Raw genomic sequence first — 16,268 nt, forward strand, 5'->3', positions numbered from 1 at the left:
ATCCGGTACAGGGACCGTGTCAGGTGGACAGTTTGACTGGGGCGGTCGCCTCCTAAAATGTAACGGAGGCGCCCAAAGGTTCCCTCAGAATGGTTGGAAATCATTCGCAGCGTGTAAAGGCATAAGGGAGCTTGACTGCGAGACGGACAGGTCGAGCAGGGACGAAAGTCGGGCTTAGTGATCCGGTGGTACCGCATGGAAGGGCCATCGCTCAACGGATAAAAGCTACCCTGGGGATAACAGGCTTATCTCCCCCAAGAGTCCACATCGACGGGGAGGTTTGGCACCTCGATGTCGGCTCATCGCATCCTGGGGCTGAAGTAGGTCCCAAGGGTTGGGCTGTTCGCCCATTAAAGCGGTACGCGAGCTGGGTTCAGAACGTCGTGAGACAGTTCGGTCCCTATCTGTCGTGGGCGTTGGAAATTTGAGAGGAGCTGTCCTTAGTACGAGAGGACCGGGATGGACGCACCGCTGGTGTACCAGTTGTTCCGCCAGGAGCATCGCTGGGTAGCTACGTGCGGAAGGGATAAACGCTGAAAGCATCTAAGCGTGAAGCCCCCCTCAAGATGAGATTTCCCACACGCAAGTGGTAAGACCCCTTGAAGACGACGAGGTTGATAGGCAGGAGGTCGAAGCGCCGCAAGGTGTGAAGCTGACCTGTACTAATCGGTCGAGGGCTTATCCTACAGACTTTCGCAGCAAGTCACTTCGGAAGCATCCGCTTTGGTTGGGACTTCTGCGCAAGCAACACTTCATGACGCGAAGTGGATCGTTTCGGATCCGGTTTTCAGGGTGCAAACCTTGAGATACACAGCAGAGCTTGATTAGGACACACAGGCCCAATGGGGATCCTCGTTTCCTAATGACCATCTGTTCCGGCTTACTTCGTAAGCCTAGGTTTGGTGGTGATGGCAGAGGGGTTCCACACGTTCCCATCTCGAACACGACCGTTAAGCCCTCTAGCGCCGATGGTACTTGGACCGCAGGGTCCCGGGAGAGTAGGAAGCTGCCAAGCCGAAAAGAAAAAGCCTTTACCGTGATCGCGGTAAAGGCTTTTTTGTTGTTCTCAAAATTATTCTGCCCTTAATCCCTTAACCCCTTGTAGCCGGTAAAGCCGCTGCCTCCCTTCCCTGCGGCTTATTTTAGCCGCCTTCACTAATATCCCTCTCTTCTGCCTCTCAAGCGCCTAGAGGCTTGAGAGGCTTTCCTATCCGCATAGAGCGATCCTTTTTCGAACCGGAGCGCCTTTGTCCTTCCCCTTTTCCCTTACAGCTGTCTTTATTCCAATCAGGAAAAGGGAAAGGACAACGAAGCGCAGGTCGAAAAAGGATCGCTGCCTTTCACCATCGAACAACGATCCCCGAATGAGTCAAGCCGGCTCCAAATCCGTACAGGATCAGCAGATCGCCTCGTTTGACTTTGCCTTCATCGATACCAAGCTGCAAAGCCAAAGGAATAGAAGCGGCCGAGGTGTTTCCATAAAATTCGGCACTGGTCAAAGTGGATTCCGGAGTGAAGCCTGCTTTTTCCGAGATAGAATCGATCATTTTGAGGTTGGCGCTGTGCGGAATAAACCAATTCACCTGCTGGTGGTCTTCCGGCAGGTCGCGGATAAGCTGCTGTACGCCTTCCGGAACGGTACGGACAGCCCATTTGTACACTTCACGCCCGTTCTGAACGACTTTACCGTTTCCGTCCAAGGGTTTGCCGTTTAAGCTCGTAGCCATACCGGCACGATATACATGCTGTCCACCGCTTCCGTCACTGCCCATATGGGTAGCGAGAAAAGCTCCTTCCGCACTGTATTCGACGACCGCAGCCCCGGCTCCGTCTCCAAAAAGAATACAGGTACTGCGATCCGTATAATCGATAGTTTTACTCATGCATTCGCCGGCTACGATCAGCACCTTGCGATGCATACGCGAAGTCACCATCCCGTTTGCCAGGTGCAGCGCATAAGTGAAGCCTGCACAAGCGGCACTCAGGTCAAGCGTACCGGCATCGGGAAGGCCAAAGGCTGTCTGAACAAGGCAGGAGACGCTGGGGAATGGATAGTCCGGTGTAGTTGTAGCGGCAAGAACCAGATCGACTCCTTCGAGCGCATTGGGATAACGGCGCAGCAGATCTTCCACCGCTTTGATGCAAAGATGTGAAGTGAATTCGTTGTCGGCGGCAATCCTTCTTTCCCGGATGCCTGTTCGTTGGACGATCCACTCGTCGTTGGTATCGACCATCGCTTCAAGATCATCATTGGTCAGCCTGCGCTCGGGAACGTAAGTACCGAGAGCGGCAATGCGTGCAGTCGAATGAATTTGGGTCATTACGCAGTTCAGCTCCTTTGGCACTCTTCATTAGTACCTGGTACTAATATAGAAGTCTTAGATTCTTTTTGCAAGTTTTTTAAACAAATAGCATTCCGTTCGATTCCAAGCTCAATTTCTTTTCGAGATCTATGATAAAGTTAAAGACGGGTAAAAGGCGCGAATGTTGAACAGATTTGGTAGTGGGGATCCCTATTGAGCCTGAACGTTCCGAGAAGCAGCTGGTTGAGTGTATCGAGAAAGACATTGCCTCCGTAGGCGAAAATTTATCAAGTGCAGAAGGGATGAATGCATGTGATTTCCGAAAAAACGATTGTTGGATTTGCCGGTATCGGCGTCATGGGGAAGAGTATGGCCGGTCATATTATGGACAAAGGTTACGAGGTACATGTATACAATCGTACTCCGGCCAAGGCCCAAGAGCTTGTGGAACGCGGTGCGGTTTGGCACGATTCGCCGGGCAATCTGGCTCAGGTCTGTAATGTAATCATCACGATGCTTGGTTATCCCAAAGACGTCGAGGAAGTCTATACGGGCGAAGACGGCTTGATTGCCCATGCGAAAAAAGGAGCCTATTTGATCGACATGACGACATCGAGTCCGCTGCTCGCCAGACGTTTGGCCGAACTGGGAAGCGAAAAAGGTCTGCATATTCTGGATGCTCCCGTCTCCGGAGGCGATGTAGGCGCGAAGAAAGCGGCGTTGTCGATCATGGTCGGGGGAGAAAGTTCCGCTTTTGAAGATCTGAAGCCGCTGCTGGAAGTTATGGGCAGCAATATCGTGCTTCAGGGCGGACCGGGAGCGGGACAAAATACGAAGATGTGCAATCAGATCGCCATCGCTTCCAATATGGTGGGGGTAACGGAAGCGATCGTATATGCGGAGAAAGCCGGGCTTGATCCCAAGAACGTGCTGAAAAGTATCGAGACCGGTGCCGCCGGCAGTTTCTCGCTCAGCAACCTTGTTCCCCGCATGCTGGACGGAGATTTCGAGCCGGGCTTCTACATCAAGCATTTTATCAAGGATATGGGGATCGCTCTGCAATCGGCCGAGGAAATGAAGCTGGAGCTTCCAGGTCTTCAACTGGCAGAGTCGCTGTATCGGAAGCTGGCCGATCGGGGATACGAAGATAAAGGAACCCAGGCGCTGTACAAGCTGTGGCAGGAAGAAGCTTGATTTCTGATTCTTATGCGGAATCGGAAGGAGGATAAGCCTTCTTCCGACTCCGTATTCATTAGGGAAGGAATCCCGCACGCAACTTTTCCGAAGAAACGAAAGACGCTTAAAAAGCCGATTTCGGACACTCGTTTTTATGCTGCCAAACGTTTGGCCTTGAGGTGTGCAGGGGTAATAATAGGCATCGCCGCGGGGTTTGTAAAACCATTTTCAACTTTATTAAAGTTTTTCGTTAAAAAGGGTTGACCATTTGGTTGATGGCATGGTATATTATTTCTTGTCGCCGCGGACGAAACGCTGAAACGAGCGAGACGCCTGCAAGAAGCGAATGACAATGAGGCCCGTTGGTCAAGGGGTTAAGACACCTCCCTTTCACGGAGGTAACAGGGGTTCGAATCCCCTACGGGTCATATTATGGAGGCTTAGCTCAGCTGGGAGAGCATCTGCCTTACAAGCAGAGGGTCGGGGGTTCGAGCCCCTCAGCCTCCACCATGAAGACTTTAGTGACGAAGTCGAATATAGCAAGAACACTCTGACGCGGGGTGGAGCAGCTCGGTAGCTCGTCGGGCTCATAACCCGAAGGTCGCAGGTTCAAATCCTGCCCCCGCAATTGTTTCACCTTATGGCTTGGAACCGTGGTGTAGGGGTTAACATGCCTGCCTGTCACGCAGGAGATCGCGGGTTCAAATCCCGTCGGTTCCGCCATTTTAATTAAATAATGTTTTGCGGACGTGGCTCAGCGGTAGAGCATCGCCTTGCCAAGGCGAGGGTCGCGGGTTCGATTCCCGTCGTCCGCTCCATTGTTTTTTGCGCCCTTAGCTCAGCTGGATAGAGCGTTTGACTACGAATCAAAAGGCCGGGAGTTCGAATCTCTCAGGGCGCGCCATTTTTTTACATTTAAGCGTCTCGGACGCAGATAGAAAGACTGCTTTTCAGGCGGAAGATTCCGACTCGAAAGCAGTCTTTTTTGTTGTTTTTTGCGCGTCCAAAGGTTTTGCCCAGGAGATGCCGAAATTATAAAGAAGAAACGTTCTGTGGGTGTCTCCTTTTTCAACTTTTGCTATAATGAAAAGACGGATACATATGTTCGGTAGAATGTATGGGAGGCCGGACCGGATAAAAGGTTTGACGGACGCTTCGCCAAACGAAGCGGCTGTCCGTTTTGCCGGGGAAAAGGAGAGATTAACTTGCGCATATTGGGAATTGACCCGGGGATCGCGATCGTCGGTTTTGGATTTATCGACAAAGAAGGAAGCAAATGCACGCCCGTTCAATACGGCTGCATTCAGACCGAGGCACATACACCCGACGAAGAACGGCTGCTGCACGTGTACGAAGCCATGGTGCAGTTGATCGATAAATACAAACCGGATGAGGTAGCTTTCGAAAAACTGTTTTTTAACCGCAACGTATCGACGGCCATGCCGGTCAGTCAGGCCCGCGGCGTCTTGATCCTTGCGGCGCACCAGAAAGGCCTTCCGATCGGCGAATATACGCCAATGCAGGTCAAGCAGGCCATTGTCGGTTACGGCAAAGCCGAAAAGAAACAGGTTCAAGAGATGGTCCGCATGTTCCTCAAGCTGCAGGCCGTTCCCAAGCCGGACGACGTGGCGGATGCTTTGGCGGTTGCGATTTGCCATGCGCATTCGTCCACACTAAACTCCAAATTGAATGAGGTATTGCGAAAATGATCGATTTTGTGCGAGGGCACGTTGCCCATTTGGAAACGGAATATATCGTCGTGGATGTGCAGGGCATCGGATACCGGGTGTTTTGTCCGAATCCGTACGCGTTTGCCGCAAAAGGGGAAGAAGCGGTTACGGTATATACGCATCACAGTGTCCGGGAAGACGCTATTCTTCTGTACGGATTCTCCACAAGGGAAGAGCAGAAGCTGTTCCGCCGGTTGATCGAAGTTTCGGGCATCGGACCGCGGGTGGCACTGGGAATCCTTGCGGGCGGTACCCCCGAGAAAGTCGTGTCCGCTATCCAGCAGGAGAACCTTACGTTCCTGATCAAACTGCCGGGAATCGGAAAAAAGACGGCGCAGCGCATGGTGCTGGACTTGAAAGACCGTCTGGACGGATTCGTGGCGCCTTCGCTTGGAGGTCTGTTCGACAACAACGCCGCGGCGGAAGCGGAACTGGACGGCGGAGGCTGGAGAGAAGCCCGTGAAGGACTCGAAGCGCTCGGATATACGGAAGCGGAACTGGACAAGGTCTGGATGCATCTGAAAGAAGATCTGCAGCCGGGAGAACCGGTCGATCTGTTGATGAAACGGGCTTTGAAGGTTCTTTATAAAGGGTAAATGCGGTACAGTATAAACGGGGAGGAACGGTGGACTTATGGATGACCGGATCATATCGGCCAATCTGATGATGGAAGACCAGGCGGTGGAGCTGAGTCTGCGTCCCCGCTATCTATCGGAGTATATCGGTCAAAATCAGGTCAAGGAAAACCTGAAAGTATATATCGAAGCGGCCAAAATGCGGGGAGAAGCGCTTGATCACGTCCTGCTCTACGGACCTCCGGGACTTGGCAAGACGACACTCGCGAACATTATCGCAAACGAGCTCGGCGTGAACCTGCGTACGACTTCGGGACCGGCGATCGAGCGTCCAGGCGACCTGGCAGCGCTGCTGACCAATCTGCAGGAAGGCGATGTGCTGTTTATCGACGAAATTCACCGTCTGCACCGGACCGTCGAAGAAGTCATGTATCCGGCGATGGAAGACTCTGCACTTGATATTATGATCGGCAAAGGGCCAAGTGCGCGTTCTGTGCGGCTCGATCTCCCTCCGTTCACGCTGATCGGCGCAACAACGCGTGCCGGGCTGCTGTCCGCACCGCTGCGCGACCGCTTTGGCGTCGTGAGCCGGCTTGAGTTCTACGGCGTTGAAGATCTTGCTTTTATTGTCTCGCGCAACGCGGATACGCTGAACGTCGAGATCGTCGGCGATGCCGCGGAAGAAATCGCGCTGCGGGCCCGGGGAACGCCGCGGATCGCGAACCGGCTGCTCAAGCGGGTACGGGATTTTGCTCAGGTACGCGGAGACGGGATCATTACGCCGGAGATCGCGGCCGAAGCGCTGTCGCGCCTGCAGGTCGATCCGCGCGGGCTTGACAGTATCGACCATAAAATGCTGCGCTCGATGATCCAAAGTTTTCGCGGAGGACCGGTGGGGCTCGATACGATCGCCGCGACGATCGGCGAGGAGAGCCAGACCATCGAAGACGTGTACGAACCTTATTTGCTGCAAAGCGGATTCATTCAGCGCACGCCGAGAGGCCGCGTTGTCACTGCCCAGGCTTATGCCCATCTGGGCCTGCCGATGCCGGAAGACGGAAAATAGTACGCCTCGACCGTTACCGTTAGGTTGACCGTAGGGGACGACCGGATCTACAAGGAGGAATGCAAGCATGACTAAGCAACATTTGAACCGCAAGCCCGCCAAGTGGGGAAGAACGCTGCTCGCGGCAGCCATCGCCCTTTCCTGTCTGCCGCTTCAAACGGCTGTTCATGCCGAAGAGCCCGAAGACACGGTGCGCGTAGGATTATTTCTGAATTTGGGAAGCACCTACAAACAGACGACATCCAAAATCACGCTGACACCCGAAATTGCCGCAGCGGTCGGACTGAAAACCGACGGGGGCTATGTAAAGTGGTTCTCGACCTCGGCCGGCGGCGTTACCCTGTTCGCTCTGGACGGACCGAAAGTCAAAGTCGGCGAAAGCTCGGATCTTCAAACGGTGTCTTCGCTTGCCGGCAAATTGAAATCGGGCGCCGATAAACTGTCCGTTTACAAAATCGTGCGAAACGGAAAAGACGTCTACCAAATGTACGCGGGACCGTATTCGAACGATAAAGCCGCGGCAGACGCCGCAGTTCGGCTGGCGGGCAGTACTTCGGTCAACTCGGTTGTCGGATTGTCGCCGAAAGCGACAGGTACGTTCTCCCTGAGCGGAGGCAGTTACAGTACGCTGAACGCCGCTTCGTCCGCTTTGCAAAAAGTGTTGGACGCGGGATTCGACGGAGCCGTCGCCGTTTCGAACGATTCGGGCGGAAAAGCCGTGTACAGCTTGAAAATCGGCGAGGAGACATCCGCAGCCGCTGTGGATTCGCTCAAAACCGCCGTTTCCTCCCGCCTCGGCGGGATGCCTTTGTCGACAGCCTCTTTCGCACCTTCGGCCTCCGCCGTAATCCGCAGCGATGCGACTTCGGATCTGACTGCCGGTACCGCCGCTGCGCTTTATCTGCTGACGCTCGGCGAACAAGACCGGATCTGGATTGACGGGACGCCGGAGAGCCGGATTCGAGTGGAAGAACGTTCAAAGCGCTCGTACCGCGGCGATCTGGAGATCGGCATTTACGGCAGCCAGCTCTATCTGGTGAACGAGCTGCCGATGGAGCAGTATTTGTATTCGGTCGTAGGGTCGGAAGTTTCTTCCTCCTGGCCGGCGGAGTCGCTTAAGGCGCAGGCCGTGGCGGCACGCAGCTACGCAACCGTACAGACCCGGGCGACGACCAAGTTTAAAGTGGCCGATGTCGTCGATTCCACACTGAGCCAGGCGTATGGCGGTGTCGGTTCCGAGAGCAAGCCGGTCAATGCGGCGGTCGACGCGACGGCAGGCGAGATTCTGAAGCAGAACGGCAAGCCGGTCGAAGCCCTGTTTTCCTCCAATGCAGGCGGCATGACCTCCGATCCGACGGAAGTCTGGAACAGCGGCGGAAGCGAGCTGTTCTCGAGCGTGCCTTCCGACTCGGACCGCGCGGCGGCAGCCAACCTTAAAAAGTGGTATCATGTAGCGTTGGCCAACGGAAAAATCGGCTATGTGCGCGAAGACAATGTGGCGGACAAAGGACTTGACGCGACAGGATTCCGCAAAATGACGGTGACCGCACAAAATACCAAAGTTCGTCCGCTGCCTCAGATTCAAAGCAGCGTCTCGGAACTTTCGAAAATGAATCCGGGCGAAGAAGCGCTGGTACTCGAAGTGGTGAGCGAATCGAGCACTTACGAATGGATCCGTGGACCTTACACATCCGCCCAACTGCTGGCTTCGCTCAAGGGACGCACGACGACCAAGCTGCCGGCTTCCATTCAGACGATCCAGGTCAGTCAGCGCGGTCCTTCGGGACGGGTGACCGAACTGAAGATCAACGGAACCAAAGTGGATGTGAAATATCCGGATATGTTCCGTACCGCACTGAACGGTCTTCCGAGCACCTTGTTCGATGTCGTGTCGGCGGATGCCTATAACGCGATCTCTTCGGCCAAAGTATCCAAGAACAGCACATCCGGGCCGCTCAAGTTCGGCGCCTCGGCACCGTCCAATCTGCTGAGCCGCAGTCTGGCTTCGATCGGAACCAGCACCGCCGAAGTTTCTTCCGGAACCGGATTTTTCTTTGTCGGACGAGGAAACGGCCATGGCCTGGGGCTTTCCCAATGGGGAGCCAAAGGACTTGCGGACGCAGGGGAAACGTATCCGGAAATCCTGCTCCATTATTATAATAACGTAGAACTGACTAAGGACTGAAGACTCTATGAATGTAGAAGATTACGATTTTGAACTGCCTGAACGGCTTATTGCCCAAACTCCGCTTGCGGAACGGACCTCATCGAGACTGCTCACGTTGAACAAGCGTACAGGGGAGATGGAGCATCTGCATTTTTACGATATTTTGGACAAGCTCAATCCGGGTGACACCCTGATCCTTAATGACACCCGGGTCATGCCGGCTCGTCTGCACGGCGTCAAACCCGAAACGGGGGCGCGCGTAGAACTGCTTCTGCTCAAAAATATCGAAGGCGATCGCTGGGAAACACTGGTGAAACCCGGCAAAAAGGTCAAGACGGGCGCCGTCCTCCGGTTCGGTGACGAATTGGAAGCGGTCGTAATGGAAGAAGGCGATATGGGTGCCCGAATCATCGAGTTCCGATATGAAGGCATCTTCCAGGAAATTTTGGATCGTCTCGGCGAAATGCCGCTTCCGCCTTATATCAAGGAACGGTTGGACGATCGGGAACGCTATCAGACGGTGTACGCCAAACACGAAGGTTCCGCAGCCGCTCCGACCGCCGGTTTGCACTTTACCGAAGAACTGCTGGATAAGCTGCGGGCCAAAGGCATAGAGATCGGTTTTGTTACCCTTCATGTCGGACTGGGCACTTTCCGTCCGGTGTCGGTGGAACAGATCGAGGAACATGTCATGCACGAAGAGTACTACGAACTGCCGCAGGAAACGGCCGAACTGGTTAACCGGACCCGCGAACGCGGCGGACGGATCGTCTCGGTCGGGACCACGTCGACACGCACACTCGAGTCGGCGGCCAGGCGAACCCTGGACGAAAGCGGCCGACTTGCGGCGGACAGCGGTTGGACACAGATTTTTCTGTATCCGGGCGAAGACTTCAAAGTCGTCGACGCGTTGATCACAAACTTCCATCTGCCCAAGTCCACGCTCGTCATGCTGGTCAGCGCCCTTGCCGGGAGAGAGCACATATTGGCGGCTTACCGGGAAGCGGTAGAATCGGAATATCGATTCTTCAGCTTTGGCGATGCCATGTTCATTTATTAAAATCGGCGGTCAGCCGAACGGTTCAAAGGGGCTTCGGCCCCTCATTTTCTTGTAAAGGAACGATCCGATGACATCTGCAATCCGTTACGAACATATCAAGACCTGCAAACAGTCGGGCGCGCGGCTCGGCCGCGTGCATACGCCGCACGGCATTATCGATACGCCGACTTTTATGCCGGTCGGCACTTTGGCCACGGTCAAAACGATGAGTCCGGAAGAACTCAAACAAATGGACGCCCATATCATTCTGAGCAATACGTATCATCTGTTCCTGCGTCCGGGACACGAAATTATCCGTGAAGCCGGCGGCCTGCACAAATTCATGAACTGGGACCGTCCGATTCTTACCGACAGCGGCGGCTTCCAGGTATTCAGCCTGGCGGAAATGCGCAAGATCACCGAAGAAGGCGTGAACTTCCGTTCCCACATCAACGGAGACAAGCTGTTCCTGTCGCCGGAAGTGGCGATGAATATTCAGAACGCGCTGGGTTCGGATATCATGATGGCATTCGACGAATGTCCGCCTTATCCCGCCGAGCATGCGTATCTCAAACGCTCGCTCGAACGCACATCCAGATGGGCCGAGCGCTGCCTCGAAGCCCATGCGCGTCCGCAGGACCAAGGACTGTTCGCGATCGTTCAGGGCGGCATGCACGAAGATCTGCGACGCCAGAGCGCAGCCGATTTGACTTCAATGGATTTCCCGGGGTATGCTATTGGTGGACTGAGTGTGGGAGAACCGAAACATCTGATGTATGAAGTGCTGGAGTATACGGTACCGCTGCTCCCGGCGAACAAACCCCGCTATTTGATGGGTGTCGGTTCGCCGGATGCTCTGCTCGAAGGCGCCATTCGCGGAGTCGATATGTTCGACTGCGTGCTGCCTACGCGCATAGCGCGTAACGGAACGACGATGACAAGCCAGGGCCGGGTGGTTGTACGCAATGCCCAGTACGCGAGAGACTTCGGTCCTCTCGATCCGAACTGCGATTGCTATACCTGCCGGAACTATTCGCGAGCGTATTTGCGCCACCTGATCAAGGCGGACGAGACGTTCGGTCTCCGGCTGACCACTTATCATAACCTCCACTTCCTGCTCGAATTGATGCGGGGCGTCCGTCAGGCGATCCAAGAAGACCGTCTGTTGGATTTCCGCGACGAATTCTTCGAGCAGTACGGCATGCACACCAACGACAAAGGGTTCTAAACCGCCCCACGGGTCCAGTACGATTATTCGTACGGCCATTCGCACAATAAGGGGGATTTCACCATGTTTCCATCTACAACGCTTGCAACCGCTGCCGGATCGGGCGGAGGATTGCTCATGACCATCGTTCCATTCGTGTTCATGATCGCAATCTTCTACTTCCTGTTGATTCGTCCTCAGCAGAAGAAACAGAAACAGCGCAACGCCATGTTGGGCCAGCTTAAAAAAGGCGATAAAATCGTCACCATCGGCGGCCTTCACGGTACAATCTTGGAAATCACGAGCGACATTGCCGTCGTTCGCGTGAACGACGTAACGAAGCTGACATTCGATCGCAGCGCGATCAGCCACGTCACAACGGCCGGCTCCGATGTCAGCCTGGACAAGAAGTAAGACTAACCGAACAGGGAAGCGCCGGCGGAGGTGGACCGCTTCGCACTTCCGCACAGGCTGCCGCCGAACGGAGAACCTCCGTTCTACGGCAGTTTCTTTTTTCATGGCATTTTATTTATGGGAAATACCGAAACATTCCCGCCAAAAGGGACTCTACATAGTGAGCAGGAAATCGACACAGGAAAAGGGAACGGCTGAAAGGAAGTGAAGGCATGATTTCCGAAATCGATACCGCATTTTGGCCGGTCTATACGGCGGCAGCCGTGTTTGGGATCGTCTATGTGCTTGTCGTAACGGAAAAGATAAACGGAGGTTTGGCGGCGATTGCGGGGGCCTTGGTGCTTCTGGTGCTGGGGATCGTCGATTGGAATGCCGCGTTGAGCCATCATATCGCTTGGAATGTTCTGCTGTTGATGGCGGGAATGACGATTACGGCAGCCGCTGCCGATCGAAGCGGGATTTTACAGTTCGCGGCGCTTGTGCTGGCGCGGGCTGTAGGCAGCAGCCTGCCTGCGGTGCTTGTGATCGTAACGGTTTTGGCGGCCGCGGCCGCCGCTCTGCTCGGAAGCGGCCCTGCACTGCTGCTGCTTGCGCCGCTTATATTGCGGATCGGACACACGCTGCGAATCGGCCCGGTTCCTTTTCTGATTATGAGCGTGATTGCCTGTAATCTTGGAGGGATGACCACACTCGCGGGAAGTGTATCCAATATGATGGTCGGCACGGCAGCCCATATCGATACGCGCGATTTTGCCGCTCGTCTGTGGGCGCCCGCATTGATTCTGCTCGCTGTCCATATGGGGCTGCTGATGCTGATCTTCCGCAAAGAAATGCGTCGATCCGCGGAGCGGCGTGCCGATATTCAAGCGCTCAATCCGCGTCTTTGTCTGTCCAATCGGCGCAGCGCCCTGTTGTCACTGGGCGTATTGGTTCTGCTGGCTGCAGGCCTGTTGGTTCACGAGAATCTGGGAATGGGCAGCGGGACGGTCGCGGCCGCGGCGGCGCTGTTGATGATAGCCGTCAATGTCCGTTCCGCAGAGGATGCCCGTCAAGTGCGCGCGCATACGGACTTCAAGACCCTTGCCGTCGTCGCCGGATTCTATATCCTGGCCGGCGGTCTTGTGGAGACGGGAATTACGGGCGAAATCGCAGTGAAGCTGCTGGAACTGACCAACGAAAACAAATCGTTGACCGCCCTGCTGCTGTTTGCGGTATCGGGCCTGCTGGCCGCCGTGCTGGATCCGGTTCCGCTGACCGCCGCGGCCATTCCGCTTGTCCAGACATTGGGGCTGCAGATGGAAGTGGTGCGTCCGTCCGATCTGAACGAATTATGGTGGGCTTTGGTAATGGGATGCGGAATCGGCTCCAGCGGAACGCTGGCCGGTTCGGTCGCGGGTGTGCTGGCAGCCGGCCTGGCGCAGAAAGAAGGATACCGCTTTTCTTATTTATCGTATCTGATGATCGCTTTTCCTTTGACGCTTCTGGCTCTCGGAGCGGGGGGATGGTATCTGTATACGCATATTTTGTGAAGTGCCGTGCATCTGCGGTCGGTCCCGAAATCTTGGGCAGGAATGGACGCATCGGTGTCGAATGAAGGGTTAGGGAACCGGAATGCTTGTTGTGCCGCCTCTACAAAAAAGATATTCGGCGGCGATTGCGCGGAAAGGGGAAACGGATGACAGAAGAGCAGTTAAGCGGACAGCCTCCTGCGGAAGAGCTGGCCGGAGAAGATTTGACGGAGGCCGTTATCGGGCTTTGCAGAGATAAAGCGGAGGAGTTTCATTACCTGGGTTATGAACATGCGACCTGGGAAGATGTCTGGCGCTGCGTCAACAGGAAGTATACGGGCGCACAGGATCCGTCGCTGCATCAGATCGTGAACGATATTTTGACGCTTCGAATCGACGGGCTGATGAATTACCTTACGATTGCGGCATTAAAAGAGACTCCCCTTTCCTGAGGAGGGCTTTCTGTTGCTTCATTGACTACATTTTTTTACATCGTTATAATAGGAGCATTGAGAAAAAAGGGGGAACCAGAAACGGCATGAAGAGAATTGTCAGTTTCATTGTTATTGTGCTCGTCTCCATCGGGGTCATGGTCTGGAGCACGCCTAACCTGTTGAATTCGGTTCGATTGGGGCTGGATTTAAAGGGAGGCTTCGAGATCCTGTATGAGGCGTCGCCAATGACGGGCGGAGCGGAAGTCAGCCGAGACTCCCTGAACGAGACGGCCAGAAGTCTTGAGAAACGCGTGGACGCCCTTGGGGGAAGCGAACCTGAGATTACGACCGAAGGTACCAACCGGATCCGACTCAGAATCGCAGGCGTTACGGACGAAAAAGCCGTCAGGGAACGTATCAAAGAACCCGCCAACCTGACCTTCCGCAGTCTGGGAGCCTCTTCGGACGCAGCAACGACCGAAGACAAAACCGATGCGGCGGCCGAAGACAAAGCGGCTGTGGAAAGTACCGATACTACCGGTACGGAAGATGCTGCAGACAGCAAGGATGCGGCAGCCGGCACGAAAGAGAACACAGTAACCGACAAAGCGGCAGACACCGACGCTGCGGCAGGAACCGAAACGTCGACAGGTACGGACAAAGCAGCCGACACGGATGCCGCCGATACCGACAAAGCCGCCGATACGGAAAAAGACGCTGCGGCGGACCCTTACCAAGGGTTCACCAAGATCGAGCTGACCGGCCAGGATTTCAAGCCGAACGGTGCTTCCGTCCAACCTGACCAGCTCGGCAACCTGATGATTTCGATCGAATTGAACGACGCGAACAAATTCGCCGACGTTACCGGACGATTGATCGGTCAGCCGATGGCGATCTTCCTGGATGACGAACTGCTGTCGGCTCCGACCGTCCAGCAGCGGATCACGGGCGGAACCGCGCAAATTACCGGAGATTTTACGCGCGAAGAAGCGCAGAACCTGCGCGACACCATCAACCTCGGCGCTCTGCCGCTGCAGCTGACGGAGAAATATTCGCAAAGCGTAGGCGCCACATTGGGACAGCTGTCGCTGGACCAGACGCTTAAAGCCGGTATTGTCGGTTCGATTATCATTCTGATCTTCATGGTATTCATGTACCGGATACCGGGACTGATTGCCGCTTTCTGTCTGATCATCCATACGTGGGGAACGATTCTGATCTTTATATGGGCGGATATTACGCTAACCCTTCCGGGGATCGCGGCGTTTATTCTCGGGATCGGGATGGCGGTCGACGCCAACATCATTACCTATGAACGGATCAAAGAGGAAATGCGCAGCGGGAAAAGTATTCTGTCGGCGTTCCGCGCCGGCAGCAAGAGTTCTTTCCGGACCGTTATGGATGCCCAGATTACGACGCTGATTGCCGGCGCCGTCATGTTCTGGCTCGGTACAGGTTCGGTTCGCGGTTTCGCGCTTGTCCTGATGATCGATATCGTAACCAGCATCATCACGAACGTCTTCCTGTCGCGTTACCTGCTCTCCCTGCTCGTTAAGGCGAAATCCTTGAATAAGCCGGGGTATTTCGGAGTAAAGGGGAGTGAAATTCGTGAACTCTAAACATCAGGCTTCGAATTCCAAATGGGATTTCAACTTCATCAAAGCCAGCAAGTACTTTTACATTTTTTCGCTGGTAATCACTCTTGCCGGTATTATCAGTCTTTCGGTATTCGGATTGAATTACGGAGTCGATTTCCGTTCCGGTTCGAACGTGGATATTTCGGTATCCAAAGTAGTGAGCCAGGCGGAAGTGGAAAAAGTCGTTAACGATGCGAAACTTGATCAGGAAGCGAATATTACGGCCGGCAGCGACCGCGTCAATATCCGTTTCCCGGAAGTTCTAACGGATGCGCAGGTAGAAAGCCTACAGACTACGTTCAACAGTCAAATCGACAAGAACGCTTCGTACGAAATCAATACCGTCGATGCCGAGATGGCCAAAGAATTGGAGCTTAATGCCCTGTTGGCCGTCATTGTCGCCAGCGTCGGAATTGTCATCTATGTCACGATCCGTTTCGAATGGCGTTTTGCCTTGTCCGCGATTGTGGCTCTGCTGCACGATGCTTTCCTTGTTATCAGCGTGTTCTCGATCTTGAGACTGGAAGTCAATCTGACGTTTATCGTCGCGATCTTGACTATTATCGGTTTCTCGATCAACGATACGATCGTTATTTTCGACCGGATCCGGGAAAATTTGCGTTTTGCCAGAAAGCAGACAAGCGCAGACCTCGAAGATCTGGTGAACAAGAGCATATCGCAAACGATGACCCGCTCGCTGGGTACGGTATTCACCGTCTTCATTGCGGCATTTGCACTGCTGGTACTGGGCAGCGAATCGATCCGCATGTTCTCGCTGGCGATGGTTATCGGCCTTCTGTTCGGTACGTACTCGTCGATCTTTATCGCGAGCCCACTTTGGCTGGCACTTCGCAGCAAGAAAAAGCCGTCCGCGGCCAAGCCGTCCAAAGCGACGAACTAAGAGTATACGGCACTGCCGTGAAGCCGCGTCCCTCATTCGAGACGCGGCTTTTCTTGTTTCGCCGTTTGTTCAAGGCAAGTCCGGATTCGGTTGAATACGAGAGGGGAATCA

At 54.5% G+C, this 16,268-nt stretch carries 13 protein-coding genes, 6 tRNA genes and 2 rRNA genes; 20 read left to right on the forward strand and 1 reads right to left on the reverse strand.

What is annotated here, in order from left to right:
• Both HOP44_RS00005 and rrf read left to right on the forward strand, forming a co-directional pair.
• Positions 1-686, forward strand: a 23S ribosomal RNA gene (locus HOP44_RS00005); the annotation flags it as partial.
• Between the two features lie 212 nt (positions 687-898).
• A 5S ribosomal RNA gene (gene rrf, locus HOP44_RS00010) occupies positions 899-1,015 on the forward strand.
• Between the two features lie 325 nt (positions 1,016-1,340).
• On the opposite strand, the gene HOP44_RS00015 is transcribed toward rrf, so the two are convergent.
• The gene (locus tag HOP44_RS00015; protein WP_172249462.1) at positions 1,341-2,321 is read right to left on the reverse strand and encodes a ketoacyl-ACP synthase III; all 981 of its coding nucleotides are present in this window, start codon (positions 2,319-2,321) and stop codon (positions 1,341-1,343) included.
• Positions 2,322-2,609: 288 nt separating this feature from the next.
• Here HOP44_RS00015 and HOP44_RS00020 point away from each other — a divergent pair, with 288 nt between their 5' ends.
• From HOP44_RS00020 to secF, 18 genes are all read left to right on the forward strand, one after another.
• A complete protein-coding gene (locus HOP44_RS00020) occupies positions 2,610-3,497 on the forward strand; it encodes an NAD(P)-dependent oxidoreductase (RefSeq protein WP_172249464.1) in 888 nt (295 codons plus the stop codon).
• Between the two features lie 338 nt (positions 3,498-3,835).
• Positions 3,836-3,907 (forward strand) — tRNA-Glu (locus HOP44_RS00025).
• Positions 3,908-3,913: 6 nt separating this feature from the next.
• Positions 3,914-3,989: transfer RNA gene (locus HOP44_RS00030), tRNA-Val, on the forward strand.
• Positions 3,990-4,033: 44 nt separating this feature from the next.
• Positions 4,034-4,107 (forward strand) — tRNA-Met (locus HOP44_RS00035).
• 19 nt (positions 4,108-4,126) lie between these two features.
• Positions 4,127-4,202: transfer RNA gene (locus HOP44_RS00040), tRNA-Asp, on the forward strand.
• Positions 4,203-4,222: 20 nt separating this feature from the next.
• Positions 4,223-4,297 (forward strand) — tRNA-Gly (locus HOP44_RS00045).
• Positions 4,298-4,306: 9 nt separating this feature from the next.
• Positions 4,307-4,383 (forward strand) — tRNA-Arg (locus tag HOP44_RS00050).
• 301 nt (positions 4,384-4,684) lie between these two features.
• Complete coding sequence (gene ruvC / locus HOP44_RS00055; protein WP_172249466.1) at positions 4,685-5,188, forward strand: crossover junction endodeoxyribonuclease RuvC; 504 nt, start codon at positions 4,685-4,687, stop codon at positions 5,186-5,188.
• On the forward strand, positions 5,185-5,805 hold the full coding sequence (ruvA, locus tag HOP44_RS00060) for a Holliday junction branch migration protein RuvA (RefSeq protein ID WP_172193966.1): 621 nt from the start codon (positions 5,185-5,187) through the stop codon (positions 5,803-5,805). Before ruvC ends, ruvA begins: the two co-directional genes overlap by 4 nt.
• Before the next feature lie 37 nt (positions 5,806-5,842).
• A complete protein-coding gene (gene ruvB, locus HOP44_RS00065) occupies positions 5,843-6,850 on the forward strand; it encodes a Holliday junction branch migration DNA helicase RuvB (protein ID WP_172249468.1) in 1,008 nt (335 codons plus the stop codon).
• Between the two features lie 67 nt (positions 6,851-6,917).
• Entirely contained in the window at positions 6,918-9,035 is a 2,118-nt protein-coding gene (locus HOP44_RS00070) for a SpoIID/LytB domain-containing protein (protein WP_172249470.1), read from the forward strand.
• Positions 9,036-9,042: 7 nt separating this feature from the next.
• On the forward strand, positions 9,043-10,077 hold the full coding sequence (gene queA / locus HOP44_RS00075; RefSeq protein WP_172249472.1) for a tRNA preQ1(34) S-adenosylmethionine ribosyltransferase-isomerase QueA: 1,035 nt from the start codon (positions 9,043-9,045) through the stop codon (positions 10,075-10,077).
• A gap of 67 nt (positions 10,078-10,144) precedes the next feature.
• Positions 10,145-11,284: a tRNA guanosine(34) transglycosylase Tgt gene (tgt, locus tag HOP44_RS00080; RefSeq protein WP_172249474.1), complete on the forward strand. Its 1,140-nt coding sequence runs from the start codon at positions 10,145-10,147 to the stop codon at positions 11,282-11,284.
• A gap of 63 nt (positions 11,285-11,347) precedes the next feature.
• A complete protein-coding gene (yajC, locus tag HOP44_RS00085) occupies positions 11,348-11,677 on the forward strand; it encodes a preprotein translocase subunit YajC (protein WP_172193970.1) in 330 nt (109 codons plus the stop codon).
• A gap of 212 nt (positions 11,678-11,889) precedes the next feature.
• Positions 11,890-13,206: an ArsB/NhaD family transporter gene (locus tag HOP44_RS00090; RefSeq protein WP_172249476.1), complete on the forward strand. Its 1,317-nt coding sequence runs from the start codon at positions 11,890-11,892 to the stop codon at positions 13,204-13,206.
• Between the two features lie 146 nt (positions 13,207-13,352).
• Complete coding sequence (locus HOP44_RS00095; protein WP_172249478.1) at positions 13,353-13,637, forward strand: post-transcriptional regulator; 285 nt, start codon at positions 13,353-13,355, stop codon at positions 13,635-13,637.
• An 86-nt stretch (positions 13,638-13,723) separates the two neighbouring features.
• Positions 13,724-15,238 (forward strand): protein translocase subunit SecD, encoded by a 1,515-nt coding sequence (secD, locus tag HOP44_RS00100; protein WP_172249480.1) that lies wholly within the window; start codon positions 13,724-13,726, stop codon positions 15,236-15,238.
• Positions 15,228-16,157, forward strand: coding sequence for a protein translocase subunit SecF (gene secF / locus HOP44_RS00105; RefSeq protein ID WP_172249482.1), 930 nt, complete (start codon positions 15,228-15,230; stop codon positions 16,155-16,157). Before secD ends, secF begins: the two co-directional genes overlap by 11 nt.
• Positions 16,158-16,268 lie beyond the last annotated feature (111 nt).

The sequence above is a fragment of the Saccharibacillus deserti genome, from assembly GCF_013618475.1.
Lineage (GTDB): Bacteria > Bacillota > Bacilli > Paenibacillales > Paenibacillaceae > Saccharibacillus > Saccharibacillus deserti.

Coding starts and splice junctions, on each gene's coding strand:
- ruvA (WP_172193966.1), top strand. CDS start 5,185: ATGATCGATTTTGTGCGAGGGCACGTTGCCCATTTGGAAACGGAATAT.
- HOP44_RS00095 (WP_172249478.1), top strand. CDS start 13,353: ATGACAGAAGAGCAGTTAAGCGGACAGCCTCCTGCGGAAGAGCTGGCC.
- HOP44_RS00020 (WP_172249464.1), top strand. CDS start 2,610: ATGCATGTGATTTCCGAAAAAACGATTGTTGGATTTGCCGGTATCGGC.
- secD (WP_172249480.1), top strand. CDS start 13,724: ATGAAGAGAATTGTCAGTTTCATTGTTATTGTGCTCGTCTCCATCGGG.
- tgt (WP_172249474.1), top strand. CDS start 10,145: ATGACATCTGCAATCCGTTACGAACATATCAAGACCTGCAAACAGTCG.
- ruvB (WP_172249468.1), top strand. CDS start 5,843: ATGGATGACCGGATCATATCGGCCAATCTGATGATGGAAGACCAGGCG.
- HOP44_RS00015 (WP_172249462.1), bottom strand. CDS start 2,321: ATGACCCAAATTCATTCGACTGCACGCATTGCCGCTCTCGGTACTTAC.
- HOP44_RS00070 (WP_172249470.1), top strand. CDS start 6,918: ATGACTAAGCAACATTTGAACCGCAAGCCCGCCAAGTGGGGAAGAACG.
- HOP44_RS00090 (WP_172249476.1), top strand. CDS start 11,890: ATGATTTCCGAAATCGATACCGCATTTTGGCCGGTCTATACGGCGGCA.
- yajC (WP_172193970.1), top strand. CDS start 11,348: ATGTTTCCATCTACAACGCTTGCAACCGCTGCCGGATCGGGCGGAGGA.
- queA (WP_172249472.1), top strand. CDS start 9,043: ATGAATGTAGAAGATTACGATTTTGAACTGCCTGAACGGCTTATTGCC.